Genomic DNA, 13,809 nt, shown 5'->3' on the forward strand with positions numbered 1-13,809 from the left:
ATCAATATGAAACAACAAACAGCAATAAAAATTTTCGAAAAGAAAAAAGTAAGATCACTTTGGGATGCTGGACAGGAGAAATGGTTTTTAGCCATCGTAGATGTTATTGCCGTTTTAACTGACAGTCCTAACCCACAGGTGTATTGGCGGGTGATGAAAAGAAGATTGAAGGATGAGGGAAATGAAACCGTTACAAATTGTAACGGTTTAATATAAAACTGATAAAAGAAACATTACCATGAAAAAAGAAAATGACATAAAAATATTTGAAGATAAAAAAGTAAGGACGCTGTGGGATGCGCAGGAGGAGAAGTGGTATTTATCAATTGTTGATGTGATTGCCGTTTTAACGGACAGCCCCAAGCCAAGAAAGTATTGGAGTGTTTTAAAAACAAGATTGAAAGCAGAGGGAAGTCAGTTGACTACAAATTGTAGTCAACTGATAAAATAATAACCAGCCAAATCGTGACAGGTTGTCATGGTTTGAAAAAATTAACTGTCCAAAAAAATAGGGCAATTGAAATTAAAACTGAAACGGTTACAAATTGTAACTCTTTGAAAAAATAAAACGATGGAAAAGAAAAACGAAATAAAAATATTTGAAGATAGAAAAGTTCGTTCCTTATGGGATAGCGAACAAGAAAAATGGTACATCTCTATTGTTGATGTGGTAGGCATATTAACGGATAGCCCAAATCCCAATAATTATTGGAAAGTTTTAAAGAACAGGCTAAAGAAAGAGGGAAGTCAGTTGGTTACAAATTGTAACCAACTGAAAATGCAATCAGTTGATGGCAAGTTTTACCTTACTGATGTTGCCGATACCGAACAATTGTTCCGTCTCATTCAATCCATTCCATCTCCCAAAGCAGAACCGTTTAAACTTTGGCTGGCACAGGTGGCTGCTGAAAGATTAGACGAGATGCAAGATCCTGAGCTTACTATTGACAGGGCTTTGAAAGAATATTTGCAATTGGGATATTCTGAAAACTGGATTAACCAACGACTGAAAAGTATTGAAATAAGAAAAGAACTTACAGACGAATGGAAAAAAAGAGGTTTAAAAGAAGGCACTCAGTTTGCAACGCTTACCGATATTATTACAAAAGCATGGAGTGAGAAAACAACAAAAGAATACAAAATCCTGAAAGGATTGAAGAAAGAAAATCTCCGGGATAACATGACCAACACCGAACTAATTTTAAACATGCTTGCAGAAGCATCTACAAAAGATATTTCGACAGCAGTAAACCCTGAAGATTTTGAAGCCAATAAAAATGTAGCAAAGCAAGGTGGTGGTGTAGCTAAAGTTGCACGAAAAGAATTGGAAGCGAGAACTGGTAAAAAAGTAGTTACGTCAATTAATGCAAAATCTGTTTTGCAATTGAAAGAAAACGTTAATAAGAAAAAGAAGAAATAAATTTTACTTACACATCACTTAAAACAATGACAAACCATTTAGAACATACACAGAAAACCAAAGAACTGATTGACGGACTTAAAACCATTTGCAGCAATTATGGTTTGGGCAACGCAGGAAGTGAATACAAAATTATCACTGAAGTTTTTCTCTACAAATTTCTGAACGATAAATTTTTACACGAAGCAAGAAGAGCAAACAAAGATTTAAAGAACAGCAAAAACATTGAAGCCGACATTCAGAAAATGAGTAAAGGCGATTACGAATACATGCTGGAGAAAATGGGCGAACGAAGTGCGAAACTTAAAAAGACACACTTCATCAGCCACTTGTTCAACAAACAAAACGAAAATGAGTTTGCAAACCTGTTTGACAACACCCTGATTGAAATCGCTGACCTCAACATCAAATTATTTTCAGTTGCAACCATTGACAAAGAACGCATCCGTTTGTTTGATAAACTTTCGCCTTACATTATTGAGAGCAATCAGAAATCACCTTTCTGCAAAGCCATCATCAACAAATTAGTTGCGTTCAGTTTTGAACCCGTGTTTGAAGAAAAGTATGATTTCTTTTCTACCATTTTTGAATACCTGATTAAGGACTACAACAAAGACAGCGGGAAATATGCAGAGTATTACACACCTCCAGCCGTTGCAAAAATTATGGCACGAATACTTGCGCCTGAGCCGGTAAAAAGCGTTACACTCAATGACCCTTCATCAGGTTCCGGCAGTTTGTTGTTGGCTTTGGCTCACCAGATTGGCGAAGACAAATGCAGCATTTACTCGCAGGATATTTCTCAAAAATCATCCGAGTTTTTACGATTGAATTTAATCCTGAACAACTTAGTGCATTCATTGCACAATGTGATTAAAGGAAATACTTTGACAAACCCATACCATGTTAACGATGAAAAGACCGATTTAAAAAAGTTTGATTACATCGTTTGCAATCCGCCATTCAAAATGGATTTCAGCGATGACAGGGAAACACTTGCAAGTGACCAACACAAGAAAAGATTTTTTGCAGGAGTGCCAAGTGTGCCTGCAAAGAAAAAAGATTCAATGGCAATTTACCAGTTGTTTATTCAGCACATCATTTATTCGCTTGACAAAAAAGGAAAAGCAGCCGTTGTAGTTCCCACAGGGTTTTGCACAGAGAAAGCTGCAATTGGTTTGGGAATAAGAAAAAAATTAGTTGACCAAAACTGGTTACATGCCGTTGTGCAAATGCCGCCAAATATTTTTGCAACCACAGGAACAAATGTTTCTGTATTGTTTATTGACAAAAGCAAAACCACCAACAAAGTAATTTTAGTTGATGCCAGCAAACTTGGAACAAAAGTAAAAGACGGCAAGAACCAAAAAACTTTATTGAGTGCCGATGATGAAAACAAAATCATCAATACCATAAACAGCAATGAAGTGGTTGAAGATTTTTCTGTTGTAGTTGACAATGAAAAAATAAAAGACAGGAACTATTCTTTGGGTGCAGGACAATATTTTGAAACACGAATTGAATATTCTGAATTGAGTAATGAAGAATTTGAAAACAAAATTGATGAAGCAAAAGAAAGGTTAACGAAGTTGTTTAAGAAATCAAAAAATCTTGAATCAAAACTATTTTCAAAACTAAATGTGATAGAGTATGATTTATAACGAAAGCAAATTCAACTCCGAGTGGGATACGCTTCCGTTAAATAAACTTGGAGATTTTAGGAGAGGCAAATCAAAACACCGACCAAGGAACGATTCAAAATTATTTGTTGGCGGTAAATATCCTTTGATTCAAACAGGAGAAATTAAAGCAGCGAATCTTTTTATCAATTCTCACAATGCAACCTATAATGATGTTGGTTTGAAGCAAAGTAAATTGTGGGATGCAGGAACTTTGTGCATTACGATTGCAGCTAACATTGCGGAGACAGGCATACTTGCTTACCCAATGTGTTTCCCTGATAGTTGTGTTGGTTTTGTTGCTGACAAGAAAATGACATCCGAACTTTTCATGCACTATGTTTTTACCTACATAAGAAAGAGCATTCAGAATTCTTCATTGGGAAGCATACAAGACAATATCAATATTGATTTGCTTACTTCTTTAGATTTTAAAATTCCCAAAAAGAATATTCAAGATAGCATTGTTGATTTGTTATTAACGATTGACAGTAAAATTGAAACTAACAGCAGCATCAATACTGAATTGGAAACAATGGCAAAAACCATTTTCAATTATTGGTTTGTGCAATTTGATTTTCCAAACGAAGAAGGTAAACCATATAAATCAAATGGCGGTGAAATGGAATACAACAAAGTATTGAAAAGAGAAATTCCGAATGGATGGAAAGTTGGCAGCATTGGAGATATCTGTGAAGTAAAATCTGGCTTTGCCTTTAAATCGGATTCATGGTTAGATAGTGGAATTCCAGTTTTAAAAATTGGTAACATTCAAGAAGACTATACAATTAGCTTTGAAGGATGTTCTCATGTTTCAGAAGATAAAGTTAAAGTTGCAAAGGATTATCAAGCAAGTCCAGGTGATATAATTATTGCAATGACAGGTGCAACTATTGGCAAGTTCGGAATTGTTCCAGACATTGATAAACCAGTTTTAATTAATCAACGAGTTGGTTTATTTAAACTTGGTGATGAATCACTACAAAAATTACCATTTCTGATTAATACATTGAAACAAGTTCATGTCAGAGAAATGATTTTTTTTATTGCTTCTGGTTGTGCTCAACCTAATATAAGTGCAATTGAAATTAATGCAATTAAAACAGTAATACCGCCTAAATTATTTATTGAAAAGTTCAATCAAACAACCAAAAACTTTTTTGAAGTAATTATCAATAACCATAAACAAACCCAAGAACTCATCACCCTTCGTGATTTCCTTTTACCGTTGCTGATGAACGGGCAAGTGAATGTGAAGTAAACAATGAAAGACGATTTAAATAATAAGGGAAAAGCGCTCAAAGCGTTTCTTGAAGCCATTGATTATAAAAAGAAACGCAAAGCTTTACTTGTTATGGCGACAGGTACAGGAAAAACAAGAACGATAATGGCACTTATTGATGTTCTGCTCAAAGCAAATGCAGCACAAAAGATTTTATTCCTTGCCGATAGAGATAGCTTAGTTAATCAGGCATTGACAGATGGCTTTAAACAGCATCTTCCAAACGAATCCAGAGCTCGAATAAGAACCTATGATATTTCCACAGATGCCCGAGTTTACGTTTCTACTCTTCAGACACTTGAACTTTGCTACAATAAATTTACTCCTGCCGATTTTGATGTTATAATTTCTGATGAATGCCATCGATCAATCTATAATAAATTTACCGATGTGCTAGCTTACTTTGATGTGATTCAAATAGGACTAACCGCTACCCCTGCTGAATTTATCGATCGTGACACATTTAAGTTTTTTGATTGCGATGGGAAAACACCCACATTTCTTTATCCATTTGATGATGCAGTTAAGGAAGGGTACTTAGTTGATTTCAATGTTTATGCAGCTCAGACAAAATTTCAAAGAAAGGGTATTAAAGGGGTTGATCTGACTGAAGAAGAAAAATCTATTCTTCGTTCAAATGGGATTGATCCTGATGAATTAAACTTTGAAGGTACTGATCTTGAAAAGAAGGTAACTAACAAAGACACTCTTCGTGCACAGTGGGAAGAGTTTATGGATAATTGTTTGAAAGATAAATCAGGGCAGTATCCGGGTAAAACAATAATCTTCGCAGTTACACACAATCACGCAATGAGACTTGCAGAAACATTTAACGAAATGTATCCACAGTATCCAAATCTTGTTCATGTTATTGATTCTAAAATGGAAAGAGCAGATATATTGCTTGAAAAATTCAAGAAAGAAAATATGCCGAGAATTGCAATTTCTGTTGACATGCTTGATACCGGTGTTGATATACCCGAAATAGTTAATCTTGCTTTTATGAAACCTGTTAACTCACAAATTAAATTCTGGCAGATGATAGGGCGCGGGACAAGAAACCACGAAGCTTGTAAGGTTTATGATTGGCTGCCGAATGGTAAGAAGGAGAGCTTTCTAATAATTGATTACTGGGAAAATTTTGAATTAGCTAAGATTGATGATACGAACAAACAGATTCCAATTAGAGTTACAATCTTTAATACTCGTTTAGCAAAACTTCAAATGTTTTTAGGTGAACAGGAGAGCGCTGATACAAAAAGAATTGTAAAAGATCTACGTTCTGATATCGCAGATATTCCGCTTGATTCATTTTCAGTGCATAAAGTTTATAAAGAAGTGAAAGAAGCCTGGCAGAATGATTTCTGGAATTACATCACTCGCGTTAGGATAGAATTTCTAAAATTAAAAGTTGCACCGTTACTTAGATTTGTTCCCGGAATGAATAACGACGAAGCATTCTTTATCAGTAAGATGGAGAGAATTGGACTGAATTTCTTACAACGAAAAGACCTTGCCGTTGCAATCGAATCAATAAAGGAAGATGTCTCACTGCTGCCGACAAACCTTGCACAAGTTGCTGTACACATTCGTCTCATCAATAATTTACTTACTAATGATTTCTGGAAGGAAGCTGACCTTACAAAGATTGATGAGACCAAAGAAACTCTTGCCCCGATAATGAAATACAAACAACAGAAACCCTCATTGGTTATTGAACTAGGACTTGATGATATAATTGAATCACGGCGCTGGGTAATTTTAAGAAAAGATAATCAGAAAGTTTACATTGAAGAGTACAGAAAACGAGTTGAGAAAAAGATACTTGAACTTGCAGATAAACATCCTGCAATTATAAAACTTAAAAACAGTGAAGAATTAAGTATTGATGACTTGCTTGATCTTGAACTTACGCTTAGCAAAGAGCTGAAAGCAGAAGATATTTCTCTTGATGAAGAAAATATGTTAAAAGCTTACGGCGTCAAGGTTGGCAGCTTTGTGGACTTTCTTAAGCATGCATTGAACATAGAGAGAATACCAAGCAATGAAGACGTTGTTAAAAAAGCTTTTGATGCTTTTATACTTGAGCATAATTATAATGCCGATCAATCCCGTTTCTTAAGAGCAGTGCAGAATGTTTTTGTTCAAAGAAGAAAACTTGAACCGGCTGATCTTTACGAAGAACCATTTACAAATTTTGGTAGCAATGCAGTAGACAAATTGTTTACAGAAGATGATGTGAATGAGTTGGTAGAATTGACAAAAAAGTTAGTAGCGTAACTAAACATTTTAAGGAGATATAATGGAAAAAACCGATATTTCATTAATGCTTATTTCTAAAATCATTGTACACGATGTCCCAAGACATAACAAAGTTGACACCTCACCTAAAATTGATTATAGTGATCGAGAAAGTAAGTTAACACCAGAATTAAAGGCTTTCTTTAAAGATAAGCTTACCGAGATAATCTCTAAAAGAAGTTTTAAAGTTATTTTTAATTTAGATTCATCTTCTGTTGTTCCTTTCATTATTAAAGAATTAATCGAAGCTAATCCTAGAAAAGACATAGTGCAACCATCTAAGGATTTATCGAAGTACTTATACGATATTCAGACTGGTAATAATCCGGCAGGTATTGTAGTGGTTATTGAGGGGGTTATTAAAAATAAGAACGTTTTCTCTATAATGAAATTAGAAAGAGATGAGGGGGTTCAATTAAAGAAAAATGAAAGATCTCATTTTATAGATATTGTTGCAGTCAAAAATTTGATGCTTACTAAAAAGACAAAACTTTACAAAGCTAGTTTCTTTTTTAATAGGACAGATTTTGATACAGATTTTGATGGATTTGTAACAGATAATCAAATTCAACCAACTTCACCGCAGGGAATAGCAAGTTTTTTTATTCATGATTACTTGGGTTGTAGTTTCTATGGAGATACTAGGGTTAATACAAAAAAATTTTTTGAGCTAACAAGGGATTTTATAATTACTATTGAAGATCCAATAAAGAAGACTAAGTACTTTGAACATTTAATATCTTATAGTAGTATGCCTAAAAATTTTATTGATACCAACGAATTTATAAGAGAATATATAGAAGAAAATGATCAACAAAATTATATAGATTATTTAAACCGAAATAATTTTTCCCAAGAGACTTTTGCCAAAGATATAGAATTAATAGAGAACCACTTACAAAGAATCATGATAGATTTTGAGAACGATGTTCAAATAATTTCAAAGAAGGGCGACCTTGGGGATAAAGTCAAATTAAGTGATGAAGGGAATGGAATAACAAAAGCTGAAGTGATTTCAAAAATTAAAAGAGTTTCTTCATAACGATAATGAAACATTATAATAAAATAGTTAAAGAAATTGTTGAGCGTTGGGAAAAAGACGAGCCAAAGTATATAAAACTAGAATGTATTATATACGAATTCTTCAAAGAATCAATATTTGCATTAGAATTATATCCCACAATTTATAAAAGGGTAAAAGAGTTAATAAGTTTGATTAAAACCGCATTGAAAAAGGAGAAAGAATATAATAGTATTAATGATAAACTTGGTCTTCGGGTAGTAGTTCATTTTAAGTCGGAATTGGAAATCATAAAAAAGTTAATAGAGTCTAATTTTATTGTCATAAATTATGAGAGGAAGTCTGACAAAATAAAATACGATCAACTTGACTATTTATCTGATCACTTTGAAGTAAAAATTAATCCTACAATTCCTTACTTTAAACCTTTTAGTGAATACACCGAAATTATTTTTGAAATACAAGTTAGGACATTGTGCCAACACACTTGGGCCGATATTGAGCATTCTTTGATTTATAAACAAGACGTTGATTTGGATGAAGCGTACAAGAGGAGGATTTTCAGATTGATATCTTTATTAGAGATATGTGATGATGAATTTGATTCTATAAATAATAGTATCGTTGAACTTCCAGAATATAGAATATTTTATTTACTCAAAACTCTAGAAGGAAAATATTATAAATATGCAAAACGTAGTTTTAATAAAGAGATTTCTATTGACATTCTTACTATTTTAATCAGACTTTATGATTCTAATGATATATCTGAATTAATAAGCAATCTAAAAAAGTATATTGATCAAAATGACGAAAGAATCATGCAAATCTTTAATGAAAGACAAAATCACCTGAAGACAAATATATTCTTTTCCCAACCTGAAATATTTTTTATATGGTTTTTAATTGATAAAAGACAATACGACTTAGTGAATTTATGGAAACAACATTTTGACATTGAGGATTTGAGAGAACTATCTATCTGGTGGGGTAAACCAATCAATATTGACTGAAAATTACTAATGCAAAAATTGAAATTATTATGTTAACCAATTCAACTAATCTCAAACAAAAAATAGATTCCCTTGGGGATAAGTTCTGGTCGTGAGGTATTTCTAATCCACTTCGTCAAATTGTAGCTCGAAACGCTGTTTCGAGCAACTAAACAAATATGAAAAAATTTCAAACATATTACCGCAGAAATCTTCCACACTACCAGCCAGCGGATTATTCGTTTTTTGTTACGTTTCGATTGACCAATTCATTACCGCTTCATATAATTAAAAAATTGAAAGTTGAGCAGGGAATAAAACTAAAACAAATATCAGCTATAAATGATAAAAAGGTAAAGTATCAAACGTATAAGGATTATCAAATAAATTATTTTGAAGAATTTGATAGTTGGCTTGACAAGTATAAAGCCAGCCCAAAATGGTTAGGTATAAAAGAAGCGGCAGATATAGTAAAAGAAGCAATTCATTACCGTGATGAAAAAGATTATGAACTTATTGTCTATACAGTAATGCCTAATCATGTACATATAGTATTTACACCAATTGTAGTGCGAATAGCTGATTCGCTTATTGAAAAAAAAGAAAATATCTTAAAAGACAATCCGCCATTACCTTATGAGATTGATGGGTTTGGTCGAAACAGCGTTTCGACCTACATTGTTACTAAAATATTGCAGGATTTAAAAAAGTTTACTGCAGTAAACTGCAATAAGCTGTTAAACCGCTCTGGTTCGTTTTGGCAGCATGAAAGCTATGACCATGTTGTGCGTGATGAAAAAGAGTTAAAACGAATCGTTGAATATGTTCTTAATAATCCTGTAAAAGCCGGATTGTGCGAAAAGTGGGAGGATTGGAAATATTCTTATTGCAATTTTAAATTCTTGAGTACGTGATTAAATTTATTTTTACTTATTACTAATTGTCGAAACAGCGTTTCGACCTACTGGTTAAATTATGCTAACAAACGGTAACAACCTTAAACAAAAAATAGATTCCCTCTGGGATAAGTTCTGGTCCGGTGGAATTTCTAATCCGCTTACGGCTATTGAACAAATGTCTTATCTAATCTTCCTTAAACGGCTTGAGGATATTGATAATTCAAATATAGCTTCAGCCAAAAGAAGGAATGAAAAATTCACTTCAGTATTTAAGGGAAATGAAAATTGCCGCTGGTCTTATTGGTCGCAATTGCCCGGGGAGGAAATGCTTAGGCTTGTTAGAGATAAAGTTTTTGAATTCCTTCGTAATCTTGGCAGCGAGACAAGCTCTTTTACCCAGCATATGCGCGATGCCTATTTCATTGTTCCCCGTGCGTCATTATTACAGGAAGCGGTAAACATAATCGACGATCTTCACATATCAGAACAGAATGTTGATGTGCAGGGTGATCTTTATGAATATCTGTTAGGGCAGCTTGCAACCGCTGGTAAGAACGGACAGTTTAGAACTCCACGGCATATAATTAGAATGATGGTTAAACTTGTTGATCCGAAGATTGGTGACAGGATTTGCGATCCTGCTTGCGGTACATCAGGATTTTTGTTTAACTCTTATATGCATATACTTGAACAGAACACAAGCAAAGATGTTCTTGATTATGACGAAGAAGGTATTCCGCATCATTTAATCGGCGATAAGATTTCTGATAAGAAACTTTTTAAGTTTCTCAAAACTTACGCTCTTACCGGATATGATTTTGATTCTACGATGACTCGTATCGGTGCAATGAACTTAATGCTTCACGGAATTGATAATCCGAATATCCGTTACACTGATACATTATCCAAAGCCTATAATGAAAAAGAATTGTATGATATAGTTCTTGCTAATCCTCCGTTTAAGGGATCGATTGATGAAACGGATGTTAATCCAAGATTTAAAACCAAAACCAAAAAGACAGAGCTTCTCTTTGTTGAATTAATTTGTGATTTGCTGGTAACGGGTGGTAGGGCTGCAGTAATTGTTCCCGATGGTGTTCTGTTTGGAACGAGTAATGCGCACATTGATGTCCGCAAAATACTGATTGATAAATGCAAGCTTGAAGGAATTATTTCAATGCCATCAGGTGTGTTTAAACCTTATGCTGGTGTATCAACAGCAGTTGTTGTTTTTCAGAAAGGTGGAATTACAGATAATGTTTGGTTCTACAATATGGAAGCGGATGGTTTTTCTCTTGATGATAAGCGAAATAAAACTGACAAGAATGATATTCCGGATATTATTCAACATTGGAATGTTGGGCAATTCGCTGAATCGCATAATATTCGAAACAGCGTTTCGACCTACACAAAAGCAATACAGGTTAGTGTAAAAGATATTAGAGAAAACAAATACGATCTATCAATCTCCCGATACAAACCTATAGAGTATGAAGAAGTTGTATATGAAAAGTCAGATGTTTTAATGGATAAAGTATTAAATTTGGAAAAAGAAATAGCTGAAGATATTAAATCAATTAAAAAAATGTTATCCTGAAGAATGAAATCATTTCAAAACAATTATATCGAATCAATTCCAATTACACATAATGTTTTACAGACAATAAGATTGATTGGTGAATTTAAAGGTAAGCAGGACCTGTTCAAAGAACAGTCACCCCAGCTACTAGAAACATTAAAGCAGACTGCAATAATTCAAAGCATTGAATCATCAAACAGAATTGAAGGAATATCCGCACCGTTAGAAAGAATTAAAGCTATAGTTGCAGAAAAGACAACGCCTGCGAACAGATCAGAGCAGGAAATTGCTGGCTATAGAAATGTTCTTAATACAATTCATTCCAGTTATGAGCACATACCGATAACATCAAATATAGTTTTACAATTCCACAGAGATATTTATGCGCTATCTGCAATGCCGGGCGGTAACTGGAAAGCTACTGAAAATGAAATTGCGGAAGTTTATCCTGACGGAAGTAAAGTTGTAAGATTCAAACCTGTATCAGCTTTTGAAACCCCATCTGCAATGGATACGCTTAATACTTTATATAAATCTGAAATGGATAGATCACAGCTTGAACCTTTATTAATTATTGCAACTTATGTTTTTGATTTTCTTTGTATTCATCCTTTTAATGATGGTAATGGCAGAATGTCTCGCTTACTTTCACTTTTGTTATTGTATAAATCCGGTTATGAAGTTGGAAGATTTATAAGTCTTGAAAAATTAATTGAAGATAACAAAGAAAGCTATTATGATGCTCTTAATAAATCATCTCAAGGTTGGCACGAAGGCAAGCATAATTTACTTCCATGGTGGGAATATTTTCTTGGAATTTTACTTAAAGCATACAGAGATTTTGAAAGTAGAGTTGGACTTATTTCATCTGCCCGTGGTGGTAAAACGGCGATTGTTCTTGATGTAATTAAAAATCTAAACGGTGAATTCACAGTTCAGGATCTTCTTGATAAATGTCCTACAATTAAAATTGACCTTATTAGGAAAGTATTACAAAAGGAAAGAGACAAAGGAAGAGTAGATTGTTCCGGGCGGGGACCTGATGCAAAATGGAGAAAACTTTAGTTAATTAAGAACATTCTTAATAATTAGGTATTGAAACGCAGTTCATTCCTATATGATTGCGTTTATGGACTATTTTCAAAGTGTTTTCTTATAAGCTCAAATTGGATTTAATTAGGTATTATCTCAGTTAATTAGGTAATGAAAAGCAGTTATTACCTATATACGTTTGTTTTTAAGCAATTTTCGTACTATTCAACAAATATTATCATATATACATTAACGTTATCAAATAAGCAGGACGTGATTACATTTATATGAAAAAGAGCGAAAGCGGCTGGCAGGTTAAATATTTTGGGGAGGTTGCTTCTGTAAAGACAGGTTATCCATTCGATTCAAAGTTATTCAACGAAGTTGAGGGATTTCCAATAATTCGAATTAGAGATATTAAACGTGGAGCTACATCTACTTATTATAAAGGTGAAATTTTACAAGATTATCTAATCAAAAAAGGTGATTATTTAATTGGGATGGATGGAGAATTTAATTTAGCTGAGTGGAAATCTGAAGAGGCCTTATTGAACCAGCGAGCTTGTAAAATTGTTTTTGATGATCAGTTAATCAATCCTAAATATGGATTTTATTTTCTTCCTAAGAAACTAAAAGAAATCGAAGATTCTACTTCATTTGTGACTGTAAAACATATTTCGCATAAGCAAATCCTTAAAATTCAAATCCCTCTCCCGCCACTTCCAATCCAAAAACAAATTGCTGAAATATTAGAACGAGCAGACAAAGCAAAACAAAAACGCAAAGAAGCAAACAAGCTAACAGATGAATTTCTGCAATCTGTATTTATAGAAATGTTTGGCGATCCAAATACTAATACAAATGGATGGGATACTGGGATTATTAATGATGCACTTGAATATTCTGATTACGGAACTTCAAATAAATCAAATCACGAGAAGTTAGGTTATCCAGTTCTGGGAATGGCTAACATAACCTATGAAGGGCAACTTGATTTAACAAAGCTGAGTTTTGTGGAATTGACAGATGATGAATTCAATAAATTAAAACTTGAACAAGGTGATATAATTTTCAATAGGACTAATTCAACAGAGTTAGTTGGGAAAACGACTTATTGGAACAAAAACCTTGATGCTGTTCTTGCCTCATACTTAGTGAAATTAAGATTAAATAAAAAATTCAATCTTGTAGTATTTTCATTCTTATTAAATACCACACACTTCAAAACGATGTTTATCAGTAGATGTAAGAAAGCGGTTGGTCAGTCAAATATTAGTCCAACATTGCTTAAAGAGTTTCCGATATATTTTCCACCACTCTCACTCCAACAACAGTTTGCAGAGATAGTAAATAAAACAGAAGCATTAAAAGAAAAACAAAAGCAATCTAAGCAGGAATTGGAAAATCTTTTTCAAAGCTTAATGCAAAAAGCGTTTAAAGGGGAGCTGGTTATATAAAGATTTGCAATTCTTCTATCCTTCCTAGCCAGCCAACGAAAATTATAAATAAAAAACAGTAGTTGATTAAAGCAGGATTTAAAGGAATTGTGAAATAAATTATTTACTAAGTTACCTTGCGCAAAAATGTAGAACGAAACCCTGTTT

12 protein-coding genes are annotated in these 13,809 nt (G+C 33.5%); all 12 read left to right on the forward strand.

Going from position 1 to position 13,809, the window contains the following annotated elements; all coding sequences use genetic code 11:
• Nucleotides 1-6 precede the first annotated feature (6 nt).
• The 12 genes from NTX22_14495 to NTX22_14550 all read left to right on the forward strand — a co-directional run bounded on the left by NTX22_14495 (nucleotide 7) and on the right by NTX22_14550 (nucleotide 13,662).
• Entirely contained in the window at nucleotides 7-216 is a 210-nt protein-coding gene (locus tag NTX22_14495; GenBank protein MCX6151729.1) for a hypothetical protein, read from the forward strand.
• Between the two features lie 22 nt (nucleotides 217-238).
• The gene (locus NTX22_14500; GenBank protein MCX6151730.1) at nucleotides 239-451 is read left to right on the forward strand and encodes a hypothetical protein; all 213 of its coding nucleotides are present in this window, start codon (nucleotides 239-241) and stop codon (nucleotides 449-451) included.
• A gap of 120 nt (nucleotides 452-571) precedes the next feature.
• Nucleotides 572-1,420 carry a Bro-N domain-containing protein gene (locus NTX22_14505; GenBank protein MCX6151731.1) on the forward strand — a complete coding sequence of 283 codons (849 nt, stop codon included), beginning with the start codon at nucleotides 572-574 and terminating at the stop codon, nucleotides 1,418-1,420.
• Between the two features lie 26 nt (nucleotides 1,421-1,446).
• The gene (locus NTX22_14510; protein ID MCX6151732.1) at nucleotides 1,447-3,081 is read left to right on the forward strand and encodes a class I SAM-dependent DNA methyltransferase; all 1,635 of its coding nucleotides are present in this window, start codon (nucleotides 1,447-1,449) and stop codon (nucleotides 3,079-3,081) included.
• Nucleotides 3,071-4,360, forward strand: coding sequence for a restriction endonuclease subunit S (locus NTX22_14515; protein ID MCX6151733.1), 1,290 nt, complete (start codon nucleotides 3,071-3,073; stop codon nucleotides 4,358-4,360). The genes NTX22_14510 and NTX22_14515 overlap by 11 nt, the downstream gene beginning before the upstream one ends.
• Before the next feature lie 3 nt (nucleotides 4,361-4,363).
• Nucleotides 4,364-6,661, forward strand: coding sequence for a DEAD/DEAH box helicase family protein (locus NTX22_14520; GenBank protein MCX6151734.1), 2,298 nt, complete (start codon nucleotides 4,364-4,366; stop codon nucleotides 6,659-6,661).
• 22 nt (nucleotides 6,662-6,683) lie between these two features.
• Nucleotides 6,684-7,724 carry a nucleoid-associated protein gene (locus NTX22_14525; GenBank protein ID MCX6151735.1) on the forward strand — a complete coding sequence of 347 codons (1,041 nt, stop codon included), beginning with the start codon at nucleotides 6,684-6,686 and terminating at the stop codon, nucleotides 7,722-7,724.
• A gap of 5 nt (nucleotides 7,725-7,729) precedes the next feature.
• Complete coding sequence (locus NTX22_14530; GenBank protein MCX6151736.1) at nucleotides 7,730-8,716, forward strand: hypothetical protein; 987 nt, start codon at nucleotides 7,730-7,732, stop codon at nucleotides 8,714-8,716.
• 158 nt (nucleotides 8,717-8,874) lie between these two features.
• Nucleotides 8,875-9,609 carry a hypothetical protein gene (locus NTX22_14535; GenBank protein ID MCX6151737.1) on the forward strand — a complete coding sequence of 245 codons (735 nt, stop codon included), beginning with the start codon at nucleotides 8,875-8,877 and terminating at the stop codon, nucleotides 9,607-9,609.
• Between the two features lie 61 nt (nucleotides 9,610-9,670).
• Entirely contained in the window at nucleotides 9,671-11,191 is a 1,521-nt protein-coding gene (locus NTX22_14540) for a class I SAM-dependent DNA methyltransferase (protein ID MCX6151738.1), read from the forward strand.
• 3 nt (nucleotides 11,192-11,194) lie between these two features.
• Nucleotides 11,195-12,238 (forward strand): Fic family protein, encoded by a 1,044-nt coding sequence (locus tag NTX22_14545; protein ID MCX6151739.1) that lies wholly within the window; start codon nucleotides 11,195-11,197, stop codon nucleotides 12,236-12,238.
• A gap of 254 nt (nucleotides 12,239-12,492) precedes the next feature.
• Complete coding sequence (locus NTX22_14550; protein ID MCX6151740.1) at nucleotides 12,493-13,662, forward strand: restriction endonuclease subunit S; 1,170 nt, start codon at nucleotides 12,493-12,495, stop codon at nucleotides 13,660-13,662.
• Nucleotides 13,663-13,809 lie beyond the last annotated feature (147 nt).

Source organism: Ignavibacteriales bacterium (assembly GCA_026390815.1).
In the GTDB taxonomy this organism is placed as follows: Bacteria; Bacteroidota; Ignavibacteria; order Ignavibacteriales; family SURF-24; genus JAPLFH01.